20 protein-coding genes are annotated in these 19980 nt (G+C 34.6%); 14 read left to right on the top strand and 6 right to left on the bottom strand.

All coding sequences use genetic code 11. The annotated features are described in order from the left end of the window. The first annotated feature begins 92 nt into the window (after nt 1-92). The 3 genes from ffh to FQU21_RS12885 all read left to right on the top strand — a co-directional run bounded on the left by ffh (nt 93) and on the right by FQU21_RS12885 (nt 2850). Nucleotides 93-1421, top strand: coding sequence for a signal recognition particle protein (ffh, locus tag FQU21_RS12895; RefSeq protein ID WP_147678421.1), 1329 nt, complete (start codon nt 93-95; stop codon nt 1419-1421). A 61-nt stretch (nt 1422-1482) separates the two neighbouring features. Then, the gene (locus tag FQU21_RS12890; RefSeq protein WP_147678420.1) at nt 1483-1857 is read left to right on the top strand and encodes a four helix bundle protein; all 375 of its coding nucleotides are present in this window, start codon (nt 1483-1485) and stop codon (nt 1855-1857) included. Between the two features lie 117 nt (nt 1858-1974). Next, a complete protein-coding gene (locus FQU21_RS12885; RefSeq protein ID WP_147678419.1) occupies nt 1975-2850 on the top strand; it encodes a bifunctional 5,10-methylenetetrahydrofolate dehydrogenase/5,10-methenyltetrahydrofolate cyclohydrolase in 876 nt (291 codons plus the stop codon). 85 nt (nt 2851-2935) lie between these two features. Here FQU21_RS12885 and rluF read toward each other — a convergent pair whose 3' ends face one another. From rluF to FQU21_RS12870, 3 genes are read right to left on the bottom strand one after another with little or no spacing between them, the layout of a single operon-like run. After that, nucleotides 2936-3688, bottom strand: coding sequence for a 23S rRNA pseudouridine(2604) synthase RluF (rluF, locus tag FQU21_RS12880; RefSeq protein ID WP_147678418.1), 753 nt, complete (start codon nt 3686-3688; stop codon nt 2936-2938). Between the two features lie 18 nt (nt 3689-3706). Further along, on the bottom strand, nt 3707-4534 hold the full coding sequence (locus tag FQU21_RS12875) for an alpha/beta fold hydrolase (RefSeq protein WP_147678417.1): 828 nt from the start codon (nt 4532-4534) through the stop codon (nt 3707-3709). A 2-nt stretch (nt 4535-4536) separates the two neighbouring features. Then, complete coding sequence (locus FQU21_RS12870; protein ID WP_147678416.1) at nt 4537-4905, bottom strand: cupin domain-containing protein; 369 nt, start codon at nt 4903-4905, stop codon at nt 4537-4539. Between the two features lie 73 nt (nt 4906-4978). On the opposite strand from FQU21_RS12870, the gene lipB reads away from it, so the two are divergent. Together lipB and dnaG are read left to right on the top strand one after the other, a co-directional pair. Then, nucleotides 4979-5677, top strand: a complete 699-nt coding sequence (lipB, locus tag FQU21_RS12865; protein WP_147678415.1) for a lipoyl(octanoyl) transferase LipB — start codon at nt 4979-4981, stop codon at nt 5675-5677. A 72-nt stretch (nt 5678-5749) separates the two neighbouring features. Continuing rightward, a complete protein-coding gene (dnaG, locus tag FQU21_RS12860) occupies nt 5750-7774 on the top strand; it encodes a DNA primase (RefSeq protein WP_147678414.1) in 2025 nt (674 codons plus the stop codon). On the opposite strand, the gene FQU21_RS12855 is transcribed toward dnaG, so the two are convergent. Continuing rightward, on the bottom strand, nt 7769-8401 hold the full coding sequence (locus FQU21_RS12855) for a response regulator (protein ID WP_147678413.1): 633 nt from the start codon (nt 8399-8401) through the stop codon (nt 7769-7771). The two genes, dnaG and FQU21_RS12855, sit on opposite strands and share 6 nt — an antisense overlap. Nucleotides 8402-8498: 97 nt before the next feature. After that, nucleotides 8499-9287, bottom strand: a complete 789-nt coding sequence (nadE, locus tag FQU21_RS12850) for an NAD(+) synthase (RefSeq protein ID WP_147678412.1) — start codon at nt 9285-9287, stop codon at nt 8499-8501. Nucleotides 9288-9380: 93 nt separating this feature from the next. Between nadE and gldB the strand changes: the two genes are divergently transcribed. The 8 genes from gldB to FQU21_RS12810 all read left to right on the top strand — a co-directional run bounded on the left by gldB (nt 9381) and on the right by FQU21_RS12810 (nt 16308). Then, the gene (gldB, locus tag FQU21_RS12845; RefSeq protein WP_147678411.1) at nt 9381-10352 is read left to right on the top strand and encodes a gliding motility lipoprotein GldB; all 972 of its coding nucleotides are present in this window, start codon (nt 9381-9383) and stop codon (nt 10350-10352) included. Further along, complete coding sequence (gene gldC, locus FQU21_RS12840) at nt 10345-10677, top strand: gliding motility protein GldC (RefSeq protein ID WP_147678410.1); 333 nt, start codon at nt 10345-10347, stop codon at nt 10675-10677. The genes gldB and gldC overlap by 8 nt, the downstream gene beginning before the upstream one ends. A 37-nt stretch (nt 10678-10714) precedes the next feature. Beyond that, a complete protein-coding gene (gene cdd, locus FQU21_RS12835) occupies nt 10715-11197 on the top strand; it encodes a cytidine deaminase (RefSeq protein ID WP_147678409.1) in 483 nt (160 codons plus the stop codon). 164 nt (nt 11198-11361) lie between these two features. After that, a complete protein-coding gene (gene pdhA, locus FQU21_RS12830) occupies nt 11362-12360 on the top strand; it encodes a pyruvate dehydrogenase (acetyl-transferring) E1 component subunit alpha (RefSeq protein ID WP_147678408.1) in 999 nt (332 codons plus the stop codon). Between the two features lie 3 nt (nt 12361-12363). Then, nucleotides 12364-13980 (top strand): pyruvate dehydrogenase complex dihydrolipoamide acetyltransferase, encoded by a 1617-nt coding sequence (locus FQU21_RS12825; RefSeq protein ID WP_147678407.1) that lies wholly within the window; start codon nt 12364-12366, stop codon nt 13978-13980. Nucleotides 13981-14063: 83 nt separating this feature from the next. Further along, nucleotides 14064-14993 carry a M28 family metallopeptidase gene (locus FQU21_RS12820; protein ID WP_147678406.1) on the top strand — a complete coding sequence of 310 codons (930 nt, stop codon included), beginning with the start codon at nt 14064-14066 and terminating at the stop codon, nt 14991-14993. Next, nucleotides 14986-15669 carry an SDR family NAD(P)-dependent oxidoreductase gene (locus FQU21_RS12815; RefSeq protein ID WP_147678405.1) on the top strand — a complete coding sequence of 228 codons (684 nt, stop codon included), beginning with the start codon at nt 14986-14988 and terminating at the stop codon, nt 15667-15669. The genes FQU21_RS12820 and FQU21_RS12815 overlap by 8 nt, the downstream gene beginning before the upstream one ends. A gap of 3 nt (nt 15670-15672) precedes the next feature. Continuing rightward, complete coding sequence (locus tag FQU21_RS12810) at nt 15673-16308, top strand: HAD family hydrolase (RefSeq protein ID WP_147678404.1); 636 nt, start codon at nt 15673-15675, stop codon at nt 16306-16308. Between the two features lie 11 nt (nt 16309-16319). Here the strand turns inward: FQU21_RS12810 and FQU21_RS12805 are convergent, their stop codons facing one another. After that, nucleotides 16320-17642 (bottom strand): hydroxymethylglutaryl-CoA reductase, degradative, encoded by a 1323-nt coding sequence (locus tag FQU21_RS12805; RefSeq protein WP_147678403.1) that lies wholly within the window; start codon nt 17640-17642, stop codon nt 16320-16322. A 151-nt stretch (nt 17643-17793) separates the two neighbouring features. Between FQU21_RS12805 and FQU21_RS12800 the strand changes: the two genes are divergently transcribed. After that, a complete protein-coding gene (locus tag FQU21_RS12800) occupies nt 17794-19980 on the top strand; it encodes a S9 family peptidase (protein WP_147678402.1) in 2187 nt (728 codons plus the stop codon).

Raw genomic sequence — 19980 nt, 5'->3', positions numbered from 1 at the left:
GAAAAACAAAAATATTTCGTTATTTTTGCACTTCATTTTTAATAAGATAGCGGGCTGCCATGTGCAGACAGCTAATAGAATACTAAAAACCCATGTTCAATAATTTAAGCGATAAATTAGATAAAGCCTTACACGTATTAAAAGGTCACGGAAGCATAACCGAAGTAAACGTAGCCGAAACTTTAAAAGAAGTTCGTCGCGCCCTTCTCGATGCCGATGTTAACTTTAAAATAGCTAAAGAGTTTACCAACCGCGTAAAAGAAAAAGCACTTGGTCAAAACGTTTTAACCACCCTGCAACCAGGGCAATTAATGGTTAAATTAGTTAAAGATGAGCTTACCGAACTTATGGGTGGCGATGCCGCTGGTTTAAACCTTTCTGGTACACCAAGCATTATTTTAATGTCGGGTTTACAAGGGTCTGGTAAAACAACCTTTTCTGGTAAATTGGCCAATTATTTAAAAAATAAAAAAACTAAAAAACCTTTATTGGTAGCCTGTGATGTGTATCGTCCAGCGGCAATAGATCAGTTACACGTTGTAGGTGATCAAATTGGGGTAGAGGTTTTTAGTGATAGAGGGAATACAGATCCTGTTGCCATTTCGCAAGCAGGTATTGCACATGCAAAAGCAAACGGACACAATGTGGTTATTATTGATACCGCGGGGCGTTTAGCTGTAGATGAGGCGATGATGACCGAAATTTCAAATATTCATAACGCCATAAATCCACAAGAAACCTTATTCGTGGTGGATTCTATGACGGGGCAAGATGCGGTGAATACAGCGAAAGCCTTTAACGACGTATTGAATTTTGATGGGGTTATCCTTACTAAATTGGATGGTGATACGCGCGGTGGTGCTGCCATTACAATTAAATCGGTAGTAAATAAACCAATTAAATTTATTGGTACTGGCGAGAAAATGGAAGCTATCGATGTGTTCTATCCATCACGTATGGCCGACCGTATTTTAGGTATGGGGGATGTGGTGTCGTTAGTAGAACGTGCACAAGAGCAATTTGATGAAGTTGAAGCCAGAAAACTTCAAAAGAAAATTGCAAAAAATCAGTTTGGTTTCGACGATTTCTTAAAGCAAATTCAGCAAATTAAGAAAATGGGAAATATGAAGGACCTTATGGGGATGATTCCTGGTGCTGGTAAAATGCTTAAAGATGTAGATATCGACGACGATGCTTTTAAAGGTATTGAAGCTATTATTCATTCTATGACACCAAGTGAAAGAACTAACCCTTCTATTATAAATGCTAGTAGAAAAATAAGAATAGGTAAAGGATCTGGAACATCTGTACAACAAGTTAATCAGCTTTTAAAGCAATTCAACCAAATGAGCAAAATGATGAAGATGATGCAAGGCGGTGGCGGCAAAAAGATGATGCAGATGATGAAGAATATGAAGTAAAATTTTTTAGTTTACAGTCTCAGTCTCAGTCTCAGTCTCAGTCTCAGTTTACAGTTGGAGTATGGATTTTAAAGAATTATTGGCATATAAAAAAGCATTCGATTTATCAATGCAGATTTTTAATGTGTCAAAAAGGTTTCCGAAGGAAGAGACCTATTCTTTAACCGATCAAATAAGACGGAGTTCACGTTCCGTTTGTGCAAACATAGCGGAGGCCTATCGAAAAAGACGATATCCAAAGCATTTTATTAGTAAGCTAACGGATGCCGACGGCGAGAATTCTGAAACAAACACCTGGATAGATTTTGCTTTAGCCTGCAATTATATATCCGCTGAAGAGTATTCAAGATTTTCGGAACAAGGAAAAGAGATTGGGAAACTAATAAATTATATGATTAATAACCCGGAGAAATTCGGAGTAAAAATAGAAAATTAAAATAAAATAGCGCAGTTTTAAAGTACCGAGTAAGCCCTGCGACTGTCACTGCGAATGAAAAGAAATAACCGCAAGAGTAAGCACTGTGACTGCCACTGCGACTGAAAACTAAAAAGTATGACAATTTTAGACGGAAAAAAAGTAAGTAACGATATTAAAGACGAAATCGCAGAGCACGTATCTGCTATGGTTTCTAAAGGAGAGAAAGTGCCACATCTTGCTGCTATTTTAGTAGGAACCGATGGAGCTAGTATGACTTACGTTGGGGCAAAAGTAAAAGCTTGTGAGCGTGTTGGTTTTAACTCGACTTTAATCGATTTGCCAGATTATACTACCGAAGAAGAATTACTTGAAAAAATTCACCAATTAAATACGGACGTCGATATTGATGGTTTTATAGTGCAATTACCATTGCCAAAACATATCGATGAGCAAAAGGTTTTAATGGCTGTAAACCCAGATAAAGATGTCGATGGTTTTCATCCAACAAACGTTGGGAAAATGGCTTTAGATTTGCCTACTTTTTTACCAGCAACTCCTTACGGTATTATGGAGTTGTTAGAACGTTATCAAATAGAAACTTCTGGTAAAAATGTAGTTGTTTTAGGCAGAAGTCATATTGTTGGTCGCCCAATGAGTATTTTAATGAGTCAGAAAAGAAAAGCTGGAGATGCTACAGTAACCGTTGTGCACAGTCGTTCTAAAAACTTAAAAGAAATTACTTTAGGGGCCGATATTGTTGTGGCAGCAATTGGAATTTCAGAATTTTTAACTGGAGATATGGTTAAAGAAGATGTGGTTATTATCGATGTTGGAATTACACGTGTACCAGATGCTACTAAAAAGAATGGCTACAGACTAGCAGGAGATGTGCATTTTGAAAGTGTAAGTCAAAAAGCAAGTTATATTACACCAGTTCCAGGAGGTGTTGGACCAATGACGATTGCCATGTTGCTTAAAAATACCTTGTTAGCAAGAGAAAGAAATATGTAAAAGTATTTTTAATATTGATATAAAAAAAGCCTCAAAAATTTAATTTTTTTTTGAGGCTTTTTTATGTGAGTAATTTTAATGGGTATTATTTTCGTTTTTTATTGTTTTCATACGTTTTGGTTGAATCTTCCAACAGTTTATTTAAATCTATAAATTCTTCCTTGCTTAATTCGCGATATTCACCAATGGGCATATCGAGTTTAATATTCATAATTCGAACACGTTTTAAAGTCTGAACTTCATAATTTAAGTAATCACACATTCGACGAATTTGACGGTTTAAACCTTGTGTCAAAATAATTTTAAACGTATAAGTGTTTATTTTTTGAACCTCACATTTCTTGGTAGTTTTCTTTAATTCTTCCAAAGGAATACCGCCCGCCATGCGTTCAATAAATGTTTGAGAAATGGGCTTGTCAACAGTTACGATGTATTCTTTTTCGTGATTGTTACTTGCGCGAAGTATTTTGTTTACAATATCGCCATCATCGGTTAGCAGGATTAAACCCTCACTAGGCTTATCTAATCTTCCGATAGGGAAAATACGTTTCGGGTAATTTATAAAATCGATAATATTATCTCTTTCTACAGATGTATCTGTAGTACAAACAATACCAACGGGTTTATTAAATGCTAAATACACAAACGAAGTTTTCGTGTTGGTAATTTCTTTACCATCTACACAAACCACATCGTTAGGAGCTATTTTTGTCCCCATTTCAGGAACGGTTCCGTTAATAGTCACTCTTCCAGCATCTATAAGTTTATCAGCTTCTCGACGTGAGCAATAACCAACTTCACTTAAAAATTTATTAATACGTTTTAATTGTACTTCCATCCTGCAAAAATAGGGTATTTAAGTGTTTAAAAAGTCTAAAATATGATTGTAAATAAGTTCCGATTTTAAACCATGTCCAAAGCCTGTAGAGGAAACAAACTGGGAGTTAGTGTAGTTGTGTTTATATTTTAATCCATCTTTATAAGGAATAATTCGGTCTTTTTTATCGTGAACAATTAGTCCTTTGGCTTTAAAATCTTTGGTGAATTTTGAGGCGTCAAAATAATCTGGTAAATGGTTAAAACGCTTTAAAACGTATTTATCCATAGCTTTAGAAACTTTATTGTTGTATCCCATCATATTTATATATCTCGAAAAAACACCTGTAAAATCGGCTGGTGCGCCTAAAAGGATAAGTTTTTTTATAGATTCTAAAGGGTAATTATAATTTCCGAAAGCAGTTGCCATACCTCCAACCGAATGCCCAATAATTACTGATGCATTGAATGCTTTTGCTACCGCATGGATACATTCAGAATAAATTAAAGCATTAAAAAGTTTTCCGCCAGAATTTCCGTGAGCAGGCGCATCCAAAGCCACAATGTTATAATCTTCAGCTTTTAAAAGTTCAATTAAATCTTTCCAACGGTAGCTATTGCTTTCCCAACCGTGTGCCAATAAAATGGTGTCCTTTTTGCCAGCCCATTGATAGGTTTTAATAGGAATCTTATTACAGATTAGCTCGTCTTGTTTGGCGCTTTTTAAATAAGTTTCTTGTTTTTCGTTTGTTTTTCCTTTTTTAGGGGAAGAAAACAAGGTCATAGATAAATGAGCGGCATATTGCGGAGACACCATGCCAATGGTATTTATGCTAGAACCAATAATTTTAGGGATGTATTTTTTCATTTTTAATCTTCTCTGTTTACTAAATCGATTGAAAAGGCAGGGGTACAAATCGCAATATATTCACAAACTTCTGTAAAAGGATTCGAGTATTGTACACGGGTATGTCGTTCAATTTTAATAGATTGACCAGCTTCTAATATAATAGTCTCTCCTTCAATATTAAATTGCTTTTTACCACTTATTATAAAAGTATATTCGTCAAATTCGGGAGTTTGAAAAGGTTCACTCCAACCTGCAGGCGCTTTCATGTGTGCAATGCTAATCGCTTTATTGCCGTCTGTAGTGTTTCCAAAATGCTCTTTAATGACTTTGCCATCGGTCGTTGGTACAATAAAAGGGGTGTTTTGAACGGTGTATTTCTTTTTAGACATATTTTTATTTTGCTTTTGTCTTAATGCTTTTTTAGTTCAAGCTTTTCCTTAAAATATTGTAATTTTGTATCCTATGAATAAGCAAATTGAACTGCAGGATTTAGGTTACAAAGACTACAAAGAAACTTGGGATTACCAAGAAGTCTTGTTTAAGGAAATCGTTGATACAAAAATAAAGAATAGGAGAGAGGAAACCGCTCTAAAAACCAAAAACTATTTTTTGTTTGTTACGCATCCGCATGTTTATACTTTGGGAAAAAGTGGACATTTGTCTAATTTACTTTTAACTGAAGCGCAACTTGCCGATAAGGGAGCAACGTTTTACAAAATTAACCGTGGTGGAGATATTACTTATCATGGGCCTGGGCAAATAGTGGGGTATCCTATTTTGGATTTAGAAAACTTTTTTACCGATATACACAAATATTTACGTTTTTTAGAAGAAGTTATTATTTTAACTTTAGAGGAATACGGCATAAAAGCAGAACGAAGCCCGGGAGAAACAGGCGTTTGGCTAGATGTGGGAACACCTTTTGCTCGAAAAATTTGCGCTATGGGTGTGCGTGCTAGCCGTTGGGTAACTATGCATGGATTTGCGCTTAATGTGAATGCCGATTTGGGGTATTTCGATAATATCATTCCCTGCGGAATTCGTGGTAAAGCCGTAACATCCCTTAACGTAGAATTGGCTCAAAAAACAGTCGATGAAAACGAGGTGAAAGAAAAAATATTGAAACATTTTACAACACTTTTCGAGGCTGAATTTTGTTAAATTTTCATCTGTTTTTAATTCAGTAGAAGCATTTCAAATTCTTATTATTTTTAATAAAAAAGCATCTTAAATTTGATATCACCAGCATCCATAGATTTAGTTTTTGAAACCGCCCGAGTAGAGGAGGTTATTGGCGATTTTGTAAATTTAAAAAAAGCGGGAAGTAACTTTAAAGGTTTAAGTCCTTTTAGCGACGAGCGTTCTCCGAGTTTTATGGTGTCACCAGTAAAGCAAATCTGGAAAGATTTTTCTACAGGAAAAGGTGGGACAGCGGTGTCTTTTTTAATGGAACACGAGCATTTTACTTACCCAGAAGCTATAAAGTATTTAGCAAAAAAATACAATATTGAAATTGAAGAAACGGAGCAATCTAACGAGCAAAAAGAACAGGCTAATGAACGAGAAAGCTTGTATTTAGTAAGTGAATTTGCAAATACTTATTTTCAAAACATTTTACATAAAACCGATCAAGGACGCTCTATTGGTTTAAGCTATTTTAAACAACGCGGTTTTACAGAAGAAACGATAAAAAAATTCGATTTAGGTTATTCTTTAAACGAATGGCAAGGGTTTACCGACGAGGCTTTAAAGCAAGGTTATAATATTGATTATTTAGCTAAAACCGGACTAACCATTGTTAAAGGAGATAAGCGTTTCGATCGTTTTAAAGGACGTGTTTTGTTTCCTATAAAAAGTATGAGTGGTCGCGTATTAGGTTTTGGCGGACGTATTTTGGTGCTCGATAAAAAGGCGGCTAAATACATGAATTCGCCAGAAAGTGATATTTACCACAAAAGTAAAGTACTTTATGGAATTTATCATGCCAAGCAAAGTATAGCAAAAGAGGATAATTGTTATTTAGTTGAAGGGTATACCGATGTTATTCAGTTCCATCAACGGGGGATTACCAATGTTGTGGCATCATCTGGTACGGCGTTAACACCCGATCAAATTCGGTTAATAAATAGGCTAACCAAAAATATCACCGTGCTTTTTGATGGTGATGCAGCGGGTATGCGAGCTTCTTTGCGTGGTATCGATTTAATTCTGGAACAAGGTATGAATGTTAAGGTGTGTACCTTTCCAGAAGGTGAAGATCCAGATAGTTTTGCAAAACAAAATTCGTTGGAAGAGGTAACCACTTATTTATCTGAAAACGCTAAAGATTTTATTCAGTTTAAAGCCTCTATTTTATTTGAAGAGTCTAAAAATGATCCGATAAAAAAGGCCGATACGGTTAGAGATATTGTAAATAGTATTTCTAAAATTCCCGATCATATAAAGAAAGAAATTTATATTCAGGAGTGTGCGCGTATTATGGATATTAGCGAATCGGTGTTATTTAGTACACTGGCACAAATTGATAGTAAAACGGCTAGTGATAACTCGAAGCAAGCTGCTATTAAAAAGAGTTATAATCAAGATCCTAATATGGATCCGAATCAAGACCCGCGTGAAGGGCCACCAGATAATTATCCTTTTGAGGTTGTTAAGAAAAAAGATGAGCCAGTAAAAAAAGTAGATGTTCAATATCTTTTAGAACGAAAAATTATTGAAATTTTATTGCTTTATGGTAACGAGGTGGAAGAGTTTGAGGATTTAGTTTTAAAGGAAAATGATAAAGGGGATTTAGGTTTAGAACCCGTAGTGCATCAAGCTAAAGTTTACGAGAAAATATTTTTGGATTTACAAGATGATGAAATGCAGTTTACTAATACGCAATTCAAAGATTTGTATTATGCTATCATTGAACGATTAAATCAGGATCCGAATTTTGAATTAAAAACGTTTATTAATTCAGTAAGTACAGATATGTCTAGTGAAATTACCACTATTTTAATGGACGATGAGCGTTATGCTTTAGATAATTGGAATAGAATGAATATTTTTCCGAAGGAGAAAAAAACAACCATTGCACAATTGGTAAGTGAAACCATTTTGAGTTTGCGTTGTTTTTTAATAGATCAAAAAGTAAAGGAATTTCAGCAAGAAACCATGCAAAATAAAAAAGACTCGAATAGAAACATACTTGAAGAAGTAAGAGACTATTCGGGTCTTAAAATGTTGTTGTCAAGAAAATTAAACCGTGTACTATAAGTGTTCGGCTAATTTTGCTTGATTCACTAAATCAATTAAGTTTGTTACTTTTAATTTACGCATTAATCGCGCTTTGTACGTACTTACTGTTTTTTCGTTAATATCTAATTCTTTAGATATTTCTTTGTTTTTTCTGCCTATAGTTAGAAGTTTTAAAACTTCAGCTTCTCTAGTGGATAGTTTTTTGTAGAAATTACCTGTGTCTTTGTTCGCACGTTTTCCTAATGCAAGTTGTTTAGATAACTCGTCACTTAAATAAATTTCGCCTTCATGCACTTTTACTAAAGCTTCATTAATGGTGATTACATTTACAGATTTGTGAATAAATCCAGAAGCCCCAGCTTTTATAGCGTTTATGGCGTAAACTTCTTCAGGTTCACTGCTAAAAATAACGGTTTTAATATGAGGGAATTCATTTTTTAAATACCTCAAAAGTGTTAATCCATTAAGCTTAGGGAAATTAGCTTCGGTTAGGATAATGTCTACTTCATTTTTTCGGACAAAATCTAAGATGTCATTGCCATCTTGAAGACTTCCGATAATTTCAATGTTTGGAGATGCTGAAAAAAGCATTTCCAAACCTTTCCTTGTTATAGGATGATTGTCTGCTATTAATAATTTTATCATAATATTTTGAGCTTTTTCCTTAGGGATTGAGAGAAAAAAAAAGAGTATTAAAAAAGCTCATTACAAAAGTAGGGTTTTTTGAGTTAATTCGCAAAAATTACATTAAACTACTAGGAATATCACATACAGGAATGGGGTTCATTTTATGTTTATTGCTGGAGTTGTATCTTTTATAAATTTTAAAAACTTCAAGCTCACGACCAGAAAAATCGGTTGCTGTTTTTCCAGATTCATCCATTTGCATAGCCCATTCTAACTCGGGATACGATGCTCCTATTTGATCTTCATCACTACGGGAATCTCCAAATAAACCATCGCTTGGTGCTGCTTTCATAATAGATTCTGGCACTTCTAAAAACTCACCTAATTTATAAACTTCAGATTTTAATAAATCGGCTATTGGACTTAAATCTACTCCACCATCACCGTATTTTGTGTAAAAACCAACACCAAAATCTTCTACTTTATTACCGGTGCCTGCAACTAAAAGTTTGTACAAACCAGCATAATAGTAAAGGGTTGTCATTCGTAAACGGGCTCTAGTATTTGCTAAAGCCATATCCACAATCGCTTTCTCTCCTTCTAAATTAACTTCACCTTTAAATGCTTCAAAAACAGGGGTTAAGTCTGTTCGAGTTTTTTCAACATTACTAAAACGTGTAGATAATTGATTTATATGTTCGTTCGCACGAGACACATGGCTTGCTGCTTGATGGATAGGCATTTCAATACATAAAACTTTTAAGCCTGTTTTTGCACATAATGTTGAAGTTACGGCAGAATCTATTCCGCCAGAAACACCAATAACAAATCCGTTTACACCAGCTTTAATTGCATAATCTTTTAACCAATTTACTATATAATCTACTACTTTTTCTGTTTGCATTTTAAATGAAATTTATTAATAAGAATAGTACCTTTGTCAACAAAAATAAAGCAAACCCTCAATTAATAAAAATTTATAGCGTTTAACTTTAGTATGAAACCATTAACTTTATTCATAATTATTCTTTTTTCTTTTTTTTCTTGTAAACATGAAGATAAAATAGAAGCAGCTATTGCTCAGCAAGATGTAAATATATCTGTGGAACGTTTCGATAGGTTATTTGCAAAAACAAATAAGCAGAATTTGCCTAGTCTAAAAAATACGTTTCCGTTTATGTTTCCAAAAAATGTAAACGATAGCGTTTGGATAGAAAAAACAAAAGATACTTTGCAACAAGAGTTGTTTAGTGAGGTTGAAATTGCGTTTCCAAAGTTTGATGAGACGGAAAAAGATATTGAAAACTTATTTAATCATATTCAATATTATTTTTCTGAATTTACTCCGCCACGAGTGATAACAACGACGAGTAATGTGGATTACCGAAACCGTGTTATTGTTACCGATACCATTGCTTTAATTGCGCTCGACACGTATTTAGGAAGCAGTCATAGATTCTATGCTTCCATTCCGCGTTATATAGCAAATTATTTAAAAAAAGATCAAATTGTAGTCGATTTAGCTCGTGCTTACGCCGAAAAATACACCTTTCAATCGAGTAGAAAAACATTGCTTGATGAAATGATTTATTTTGGAAAGGTTTTATATTTTCAAGATAGAGTTATTCCTTTTGTTCTCGAAAACGAACGTATAGGTTATACCGAAACACAACTAAATTGGGCAAAAAACAATGAAAGTTCTGTTTGGCAGTATTTTGTAGAACGTGAATTATTGTTTAGTACAGATAATAAATTGCCAAGTCGCTTTATAAACCCAGCGCCTTTTTCTAAATTTTATTTAGAAGGCATTGATAGAGAGTCTCCAGGTAAAATAGGACAATATATAGGCTGGCAAATAGTGAAAGCTTATATTAAACATAACGACACATCTTTTAAAGCGATGTTAATTATGAATGCCGAAGATATATTTAATAAATCAAAATTTAAACCAAGAAAAAATAATGGCTAATATAAAATCTAAAATTGAACTTACCGTAGAGTTAGATGAAAACCGAGTACCAGAAAAATTAAATTGGACAGCCGATGATGGGGGTATAACAAATGCAGAAGCAAAAGCGATGATGTTATCGGTTTGGGATTCCAAAGCCCAAGAAAGTTTACGTGTCGATTTATGGACCAAAGATATGCCGGTAGATGAAATGAAAGTGTTTTTTCATCAAACATTGGTAGCCATGAGTAATACTTTTAATCGTGCCACACAAGATGAAAAGATGACGGCTACTATGAAAGATTTTTGTGATTATTTTGCAGAAAAGCTAGAAATAAAAAAGTGATTAAAGATGAGAAAATTTGGCATTTAAAAGGAAATATATGAAAAAGGTAAACATAGAAACCACATTATACGTTTACGATAATTTAAAAGAGCTTCCTAAAGATGTCGTCTTGTTAATGGAGCAAGCTATTGAAGCTCGTGAAAAGGCCTATGCGCCTTATTCTCAATTTCATGTTGGAACAGCGTTGCTTTTGGATAATAACGAGGTTATTACTGGAAGTAATCAAGAAAATGCATCCTACCCATCGGGTTTATGTGCCGAGCGTACCGCTATTTATTATGCGGGAGCAAAATATCCCAACGCAAAAATAGTTCGTATGGCTATTACCGCAGGTTCAAAACTAAAAACAACTTCAGAGCCTATTCCTCCATGTGGTGCTTGTCGTCAAGCCATTGCCGAGTACGAAATAAAACAAAACACCCCTATAGAAATTTATTTTATGGGAGAAACTGGTAAAATTGGAAAATCAAATTCTTTGGCAAATTTGTTGCCGTTGGTTTTTGATAAATCATCACTATAAACTTTTAAATTAAGAGCACACTGCTTAAAAAAGGAGTTTTTTAATGAAACTCTATTATAATAAAGTTTTTTAATATTTTTTTTCACTTTAAGGGCATTGCGTTTTTGCAATTACTCTCAATGTGTTACTTTTGTATTTAGCGAAAATAAATTAAATACTAGTCGATGCAAAAAATCACAAAAGAGGTTTACCTCAAATGGTATGAAGACATGTTATTCTGGAGAAAGTTTGAAGACAAACTGGCTGCCGTTTACATTCAACAAAAAGTAAGAGGATTTCTTCATTTATACAATGGTCAAGAAGCTGTTTTAGCAGGTGCTTTGCATGCTATGGATTTGACTAAAGATAAAATGATCACTGCTTATAGAAATCATGTGCAACCAATCGGGATGGGTGTAGATCCAAAACGTGTTATGGCAGAATTGTACGGAAAAGTAACAGGGACATCTCATGGTATGGGAGGTTCGATGCATATTTTTTCTAAAGAATTTCGTTTCTATGGAGGTCACGGAATCGTTGGTGGTCAAATTCCTTTAGGGGCAGGTATCGCATTTGGAGATAAATATCACGGTAGCGATGCTGTTACTTTATGCTGTTTTGGTGATGGTGCAGCACGACAAGGATCACTTCACGAAGCATTCAACTTAGCTATGCTTTGGAAATTACCTGTAGTATTTGTTTGTGAAAATAATGGTTACGCTATGGGAACCTCTGTAGAAAGAACAGCAAACCATACCGATATTTGGAAATTAGGTTTAGGGTATGATATGCCATGTGGACCAGTAGATGGGATGAACCCAATAAAAGTAGCAGAAGCTTTTGATGAAGCTATTCAAAGAGGACGTCGTGGTGAAGGACCAACATTCTTAGAGTTGAAAACGTATCGTTATAGAGGTCATTCTATGAGTGATGCTCAACATTATAGAACGAAAGACGAAGTTCAAGAATACAAAAAAATTGACCCAATAACACAGGTGAAAGATATTATTCTTGAAAAGAAATATGCTTCAGAAGATGATATTAAAATCATAGACAAACGCGTAAAAGATCGTGTTGCTGAATGTGAGAAATTCGCTGAGGAATCACCATTCCCAGAAAAGCAACAGCTTTACGATATGGTTTACGAACAAGAAGATTATCCATTCATACAACACAAAATATAAGCTATGGCAATAGTAGTAAATATGCCTCGTTTAAGCGATACCATGGAAGAAGGTACCGTTGCAACTTGGTTAAAAAAAGTAGGAGATAAAATAGAAGAAGGCGATATTTTAGCCGAAATTGAAACCGATAAAGCCACTATGGAATTTGAGTCTTTTAACGAAGGGACTTTACTTCACATTGGTGTACAGGAAGGGGAAACGACGAAGGTGGATGAACTTTTAGCTATTATTGGTGATGAAGGTGAAGATATTTCTGCACTTTTAAGTGGAGGAGGAAACGCAACCGCTACGGCAGAAGTGGTAGAAGAAGAAGCGGCTCCTGTAGAGGAAGCAGCTCCTGAAGCTACAGCAGAATTACCAGAAGGTGTAATAGTTGTTACCATGCCACGTTTAAGTGATACCATGGAAGAAGGAACTGTTGCTACTTGGTTGAAAAAAGTTGGAGACAACGTAGAAGAAGGTGATATTTTAGCAGAAATTGAAACTGATAAAGCGACAATGGAATTTGAATCATTCCAGTCTGGGACTTTATTATTTGTTGGTTTGCAAGAAGGGGATTCTGCAAAAGTAGATGAGTTATTAGCTATTATTGGCCCTGCAGGAACAGACGTTTCTGGAGTTGCTGCTGGTTTTAGTTCAGCTGCGCCAGCTCCAAAAGTTGAAGCTCCAAAAAAAGCTGCTGCACCTAAAAAAGAGGAAGCTCCAAAAGTAGAGACTGCTAAACCTGCTGCACCTGTAGCACCTAAAAAATCTAACGATGGCGGACGTTTATTTGTGTCGCCTTTAGCTAAGAAAATAGCAGAAGAAAAAGGATTTAATATTTCCGATATATCAGGCTCTGGTGAAGGTGGACGTATTATTAAACGAGACGTTGAAAACTTTACTCCTCAAGCTGCGGCACCTGTTGCTGCTGCTGCCGGACCTGCCGTTGCTAATGAAGAGAGTTTTGAAGAAGTTAAAAACTCCAACATGCGTAAGGCTATTGCTAAAAACTTAGCAAAATCTAAGTTTACTGCACCTCACTATTACTTAAATGTTGAGTTTGATATGGATAAGGCTATTGCCTTCCGTAAGGAGGTAAATGCTGTTCCTGATACTAAAGTTTCATTTAATGATATTGTGGTTAAAGCTTGTGCTATGGCTTTAAAAGAACATCCGCAAGTTAACTCGCAATGGTTTGATGATAAAATGAGATTAAATAACCATGTACACATTGGTGTTGCGGTTGCTGTTGAAGACGGACTTCTTGTGCCAGTTGTTAAATTTGCAGATCAACGTAAGTTGACTCAAATTGGAGCAGCTGTTAAAGAATACGCGATTAAAGCGAAAAATAAAAAATTATCACTTGAAGAAATGGAAGGTAGTACGTTTACTATCTCTAACTTAGGTATGTTTGGTATAGATAGCTTTACATCTATTATCAATCAGCCTAATTCAGCTATTCTTTCTGTGGGAGCCATTGTTCAAAAACCAGTGGTAAAAGAAGGAGCTATTGTTGTTGGAAATACAATGAAACTTTGTTTAGCTGCCGATCACAGAACAATTGATGGTGCTACCGGTGCTCAATTCCTTCAAACATTAAAAGGATATATTGAAAATCCAATATCTATGTTATTGTAAATAGATTTTCAAATTCTAAATATAAAAGCCTGTTTCATTTCATTGAAGCAGGTTTTTTTTATCTTTAATTTTTAAATTGAAATATGAAAAAAATATTAAGTATTAGTCTTGTTTTATTAACGTGTAGTTGCTTGGCTCAAAATATAATAGAAGAAACATCTATTAAGATAAGTTTAGAGTATCTGGCCTCCGATGAACTTGAAGGTCGCAGCACGGGAAGTCAAGGTATTGAAAAAGCCGCTGTGTTTATTGAGAATGTCTTCAGGAAAAACCATATAAAACCTTTTTTTGAAACTTACCGAGACACGTTTAAAATAAAAGATATAACGGGATATAATGTGGTTGGTTATATTGAAGGCAATGATCCTGAATTAAAAAATGAATTTGTTATTCTAGGCGCGCATTATGATCATATTGGTACAGCAAAAGAAGTCAATGGCGATAGTATTGCTAATGGGGCTAACGATGATGCTTCGGGAACTGTTGCGGTATTAGAATGGGCCAAATATTTTTCGGAATCTAAAAATAATAAACGCAGCATTTTGTTTACGCTTTATGCTGCCGAAGAGATGGGCTTAAAAGGATCTGGACATTTAGCGGAGCGTTTAAAAACCGAAAACTTAAATGTTTATGCCATGATTAATTTTGAAATGATTGGTGTACCGCGTGCAGAACATGAAACGATGGCTTACCTTACAGGTTATAAGGAATCGAATATGGCCGAAAAGTTAAATGAATATGCCGGTTTTGAAATGATTGGTTTTTTACCTAAAGCTAAAGAGTTTAACTTATTTAAACGATCGGATAATTACCCGTTTTACGAAGCTTTTAAAATTCCGGCACAAGCCATTTCAACTTTCGATTTTACTAATTTTGATTATTATCATCATGTGGATGACGAAGCTGATAAAATGGATTTTAAACACATGACGACTTTTATTAATAAAATGATTCCTGCTTTGGAAGGGATGATAAATGCTTCAACTAAAGACATAAAATTAAACCATGAGTAAAAATATAATTATAACAGGCACAAGTCGAGGAATTGGTTTCGAGTTGGTGCAATTATTTGCAAAAGCAGGGCATAAGGTATTAGCGCTTTCGCGGAATGAAAAGCCTATTCAGCATTTAAACTTAGATAATGTCACTTGTTTTTCTTTCGATTTAAATGATAAAGATGCCTATAAAAAAGTAGAAGCATTTATTTCTGAAAATTGGAAGCAAGTGGATGTTTTAGTAAATAATGCTGGAGCGCTATTGAATAAACCATTTTCGGAAATAACGATGGATGAATTTGAATATGTGTATAAAACCAATGTTTTTGGAGTTGCTGAATTAACAAGAACAACACTTCCTTTTATGAAAGCAAATAGCCATGTAGTAACCATAAGTTCTATGGGTGGGGTTCAAGGGAGTATGAAGTTTCCAGGCTTGGCGGCGTACAGTTCGAGTAAAGCTGCTGTAATAACCCTTACGGAGTTGTTAGCCGAAGAATATAAAGAATCGGGGATCGCATTTAATGTTTTAGCTTTGGGAGCCGTACAAACTGAAATGCTTGAGGAAGCTTTTCCTGGCTATCAAGCACCAACAACGGCTTTGGAAATGGCGGAATATATTTTTAATTTTTCGCTAACTGCAAATAAATATTATAACGGGAAGTTGTTACAAGTTTCTAATTCTACACCTTAATTAATGAAAAGATATAAATGCATTATTTTCGATTGCGACGGTGTTTTGGTCGATAGCGAACCCATAAGTATTCAAGTGTTAGTTGATTTATCCAACGAATATGGCGCTAATATCGATTTTAACTATGGTATGAAACATTTTAAAGGTAGTTTTTTTACAGCCTGTAAGCGTATGATTTCGGAGCTTGCCGGAAAGGAACTTCCAGATTTAATAGAAGATGAATATCGAGAACGCAGTTTTGAAGCGTTTAAAAAAGATATGAAACCGGTTGAGGGAGTTAAAGACGTGCTTCAAAATTTAGACCGTCCTTTTTGTGTGGCTTCAAGCGGACCAGAAGATAAAATAGCTCTTAATTTAGGACTCACGGGATTACTTCCTTTTTTTGAAAATAAAATATTCAGTTGTTATAAAATTCAAAAATGGAAACCAGACCCAGCTGTATTTCTTTGGGCTGCAGAAACTATGGGGTTTAAACCCGAAGACTGTGTGGTTATAGAAGATAGCTTATCTGGCGTACGGGCAGCAAAAGCTGGTGGGTTCGATGTTTTTGGTTATGTGGCTCACGATTATAATAATGAATTAAAAGGCATTGCCACCGATACTTTTGATAGTATGAGTAAACTCTTAAAAATGATTTAATTTTTAAGAGTTTATTCTGGATTTCTTAAGTTTTCAATAGCTTTTACAACAGCGCTATGGCTTACGGGAGTATTAGCAAAATGTTCAATCAAAATTACTTTTTCGGCATCGGTAGCTTCAAACTGATTTAAAATATTCATCAAGTGCATTTTCATGTGTCCTTGTTGTATTCCTGTTGTTGTTAGTGATCTTAATGCTGCAAAGTTTTGGGCCAGTCCAGCAACAGCTACAATTTGCATCAATTCTTTTGCCGATGGTTTGTGTAGTAATTCTAAAGCTAATTTCACCAAAGGGTGTAAACCTGTTAAACCGCCAACGGTTCCTAGAGCTAATGGGATTTCCATCCAAAATGTAAATACGCCATCTTCAATTTTAGCGTGGGATAAACTACTGTATTTACCGTGTCTTGCTGCATAAGCGTGTACACCAGCTTCCACGGCTCTAAAATCGTTTCCAGTCGCAAGTACAACGGCATCAATACCATTCATAATGCCTTTATTGTGTGTTACGGCTCTGTAAGGTTCGGTTTCAGCAATGTTAACGGCTCGTACAAATTTTTCAGCGAAAGCTTCACCCGAAATATTTTTATTCTCGCTTAAATCTTCAACTTTACAACTTACTTCAGCACGAACCAAACAGTCCGGAACATAATTAGAAAGAATACTCATTACAATTTCGATTTGCTTTTCTTCTTCAGAAAAACCAGAAAACTCTATGGCTTCAGTTTTAAAAGTTTTAGCAAACTGCTCTAAACAGGAATTGATGAAATTTGCGCCCATAGCGTCCAAGGTTTCAAAAGATGCATGCAGTTGATAATAGCCATCAATATCGGTTGTTTTATCACGTAATTCAATATCTAAAATGCCTCCACCACGAGTTTCCATGTTTTTGGTTAGTGGTTTAGCGTCGGCAATAAGTTTAGGTTTAACGCTTTCAAAAAATGATTTTAGTTTTTCAAAATTACCATGAAACATAAAATGAACTTGTCCAATTTTTGTAGTAGAAATTACAGTGGTTTTAAATCCGCCACGATCTAGCCAGAATTTAGCAGCTTTACTAGCAGCTGCAACTACCGAACTTTCTTCAATAGCCATTGGGATGGCGTAAAGGGTGTTATTTATTAAAAAATTAGGAGCAACACCAAGTGGTAAATAGTAGTTGCTAATGGTGTTTTCTATAAATTCATCGTGTAATTGCTGTAGTTTTTCGTTATCGTTCCAATATTGTTTTAAAACTTTTTTTGTGTTTTCTGCATTAGCAAAATAGGTGTTTGCAATCCAGTCAATTTTTTTAGATTTAGACAATTTGGAAAATCCAGCAATAGTTTTACTCATAATGTATGCATTTATCGCGGTAAAGATAATACTCTTCTTAGAATAAATTGTGAAGTTGACTTTTGTGAGTTATTTATGTGTTAATATTATGGCTTTTTTGAAGTATTTTTACTAAACTTGTCGTTCTCATGAGAAATAAATATCAATTTTAATGAAATACCTAAAATTCAGCTTTCAAATTTATCTTTTTTTTACCACTTTTTTTTTATCGGCGCAAACCAAAAAAATAACTCTCGAAGATATTTGGAACGGAACCTTTAGAACAGAAAGGCTAGATGTTTTACATTCTTTGAAAAACGGACAGGAATATGCTGTTTTAAATTTTAATAGAGAAGAAAGAAGTACGTCGGTTGATGTTTATGATTATAAAACCCTTGAAAAGGTGCGTACTGTGGTTAATTCTAGTAATTTAGATGGTGTTGATTATTTTACAGATTACACCTTTAGTGCCGATGAAAGTCAGGTGATTTTAGCTACTAACGAAGAGTCGGTTTTTAGACATTCCGTTTTAGGAAATTATTACGTTTATAATGTAAACGACGGCACACTAAGTTTAATTTCTGAAGAAAAAATACAAGAACCTACCTTTTCACCTAACGGAAATAAAGTTGCTTTTGCGAAGGAAAATAATCTATATGTGAAGGATTTAATTTCTGGTGAAACTTCTCAAATTACTTTCGACGGTGAAAATAATAAAATTATTAACGGGATAACCGATTGGGTTTACGAAGAAGAATTTGCTTTTGTTCGCGCTTTTGATTGGAATGCCGATGGAACGCAAATAGCCTATATAAGATTTGATGAAACTCATGTGCCAGAATTCTCGATGGATGTTTATGGTACAGCGCTTTACCAAACACAGGAGGTGTTTAAATACCCAAAAGCAGGCGAAGCTAATTCTAAAGTATCTCTACATGTTTATAATTTAAAAACTGCAAAAACCACACCGATAAATCTTAGTGCCGATTTTGAATATATTGCAAGATTAGCTTGGACCAAGGATGCCAATATTTTAAGTGCCCAGATTTTAAATCGCCATCAAAATGATTTGGAATTAATAGCTTATAATTCAGCTACAAATAAAACGACTGTGCTTTTAAAAGAAGAGGATAAAGCTTATGTTGATGTTACCGATAACTTAACATTTTTAAAAGATAATAGCTTTATTTGGACCAGCGAAAAAGATGGTTATAATCATATTTATCATTATAGTAAAGAAGGCAAACTGATTAATCAAATCACTAAAGGGAATTGGGAGGTTACAAATTATTACGGTTTCAATGAAAAAACGAAAACTATTTTTTATCAATCGGTTGAGAATGGTTCTATAAATCGTGATGTATATTCCATAAAATTGAATGGTAGAAATAAAACAAGATTAACCAGAGAGGAAGGCACAAATAGTGCAGACTTTAGTGCCGATTTTTCATATTTTATAAACACCTTTTCTAGTGCTACTACCGCTCCAACATATACGTTAAACAGTGCGTCTTCTGGAAAGGTTATCAAATTAATTAAGGATAATAAGGCGTTAGAAAATCAACTTTCAGAATATAATATTTCTAAAAAAGAATTTGGAACTATTGCTATAAATGGGAACGATTTAAATATGTGGATGGTGAAGCCTACAGATTTTGATGCTTCAAAAGTATATCCGTTACTAATGTTTCAGTATTCGGGTCCGGGCTCTCAACAAGTTGCAAATAATTGGATAAGTTCTAACGACTATTGGCATCAATTATTAGCACAAAAAGGGTATATTGTAGTTTGTGTAGATGGGCGAGGTACAGGGTTTAAAGGAGCTGCATTTAAAAAGCTGACTCAAAATGAATTAGGTAAGTATGAGGTTGAAGATCAAATTGCTGCAGCAAAACAATTAGGCGATTTGCCATATATTGATGCAGAACGTATTGGTATTTGGGGCTGGAGTTTTGGTGGTTTTATGAGTAGTAATTGCCTATTTAAAGGAAGCGATGTTTTTAAAATGGCTATTGCTGTAGCTCCAGTAACTAGCTGGCGTTTTTACGATTCTATTTATACCGAACGTTATATGACGACACCACAAGAAAATGCTAGTGGTTACGATGAGAATTCGCCAATAAATCATGTGGATAAATTAAAAGGAGATTTTCTTTTAATTCATGGTTCCGCAGATGATAATGTGCATGTGCAAAATACCATGCGTTTAATTGAGGCCTTAGTGCAAGCAAACAAACAATTTGATTGGGGTATTTACCCTGATAAAAACCACGGTATTTACGGCGGAAATACAAGATTACATTTATATACTAAAATGACTAACTTTTTAGATGAAAATCTAGGAGATAAAATAAAATAA

The sequence above is a fragment of the Algibacter pacificus genome (assembly GCF_008033385.1).
Lineage (GTDB): Bacteria > Bacteroidota > Bacteroidia > Flavobacteriales > Flavobacteriaceae > Algibacter > Algibacter pacificus.
The sequence above is the reverse complement of the archived record's forward strand: the minus strand, read 5'-3'. Positions and strand labels throughout refer to the sequence as shown.

What these genes read in the sequence shown, in the direction of transcription:
- ffh (WP_147678421.1), top strand. Translation starts at nt 93, where the DNA reads ATGTTCAATAATTTAAGCGATAAATTAGATAAAGCCTTACACGTATTA.
- FQU21_RS12890 (WP_147678420.1), top strand. Translation starts at nt 1,483, where the DNA reads ATGGATTTTAAAGAATTATTGGCATATAAAAAAGCATTCGATTTATCA.
- FQU21_RS12885 (WP_147678419.1), top strand. Translation starts at nt 1,975, where the DNA reads ATGACAATTTTAGACGGAAAAAAAGTAAGTAACGATATTAAAGACGAA.
- rluF (WP_147678418.1), bottom strand. Translation starts at nt 3,688, where the DNA reads ATGGAAGTACAATTAAAACGTATTAATAAATTTTTAAGTGAAGTTGGT.
- FQU21_RS12875 (WP_147678417.1), bottom strand. Translation starts at nt 4,534, where the DNA reads ATGAAAAAATACATCCCTAAAATTATTGGTTCTAGCATAAATACCATT.
- FQU21_RS12870 (WP_147678416.1), bottom strand. Translation starts at nt 4,905, where the DNA reads ATGTCTAAAAAGAAATACACCGTTCAAAACACCCCTTTTATTGTACCA.
- lipB (WP_147678415.1), top strand. Translation starts at nt 4,979, where the DNA reads ATGAATAAGCAAATTGAACTGCAGGATTTAGGTTACAAAGACTACAAA.
- FQU21_RS12855 (WP_147678413.1), bottom strand. Translation starts at nt 8,401, where the DNA reads ATGATAAAATTATTAATAGCAGACAATCATCCTATAACAAGGAAAGGT.
- nadE (WP_147678412.1), bottom strand. Translation starts at nt 9,287, where the DNA reads ATGCAAACAGAAAAAGTAGTAGATTATATAGTAAATTGGTTAAAAGAT.
- gldB (WP_147678411.1), top strand. Translation starts at nt 9,381, where the DNA reads ATGAAACCATTAACTTTATTCATAATTATTCTTTTTTCTTTTTTTTCT.
- gldC (WP_147678410.1), top strand. Translation starts at nt 10,345, where the DNA reads ATGGCTAATATAAAATCTAAAATTGAACTTACCGTAGAGTTAGATGAA.
- cdd (WP_147678409.1), top strand. Translation starts at nt 10,715, where the DNA reads ATGAAAAAGGTAAACATAGAAACCACATTATACGTTTACGATAATTTA.
- pdhA (WP_147678408.1), top strand. Translation starts at nt 11,362, where the DNA reads ATGCAAAAAATCACAAAAGAGGTTTACCTCAAATGGTATGAAGACATG.
- FQU21_RS12825 (WP_147678407.1), top strand. Translation starts at nt 12,364, where the DNA reads ATGGCAATAGTAGTAAATATGCCTCGTTTAAGCGATACCATGGAAGAA.
- FQU21_RS12820 (WP_147678406.1), top strand. Translation starts at nt 14,064, where the DNA reads ATGAAAAAAATATTAAGTATTAGTCTTGTTTTATTAACGTGTAGTTGC.
- FQU21_RS12815 (WP_147678405.1), top strand. Translation starts at nt 14,986, where the DNA reads ATGAGTAAAAATATAATTATAACAGGCACAAGTCGAGGAATTGGTTTC.
- FQU21_RS12810 (WP_147678404.1), top strand. Translation starts at nt 15,673, where the DNA reads ATGAAAAGATATAAATGCATTATTTTCGATTGCGACGGTGTTTTGGTC.
- FQU21_RS12805 (WP_147678403.1), bottom strand. Translation starts at nt 17,642, where the DNA reads ATGAGTAAAACTATTGCTGGATTTTCCAAATTGTCTAAATCTAAAAAA.
- FQU21_RS12800 (WP_147678402.1), top strand. Translation starts at nt 17,794, where the DNA reads ATGAAATACCTAAAATTCAGCTTTCAAATTTATCTTTTTTTTACCACT.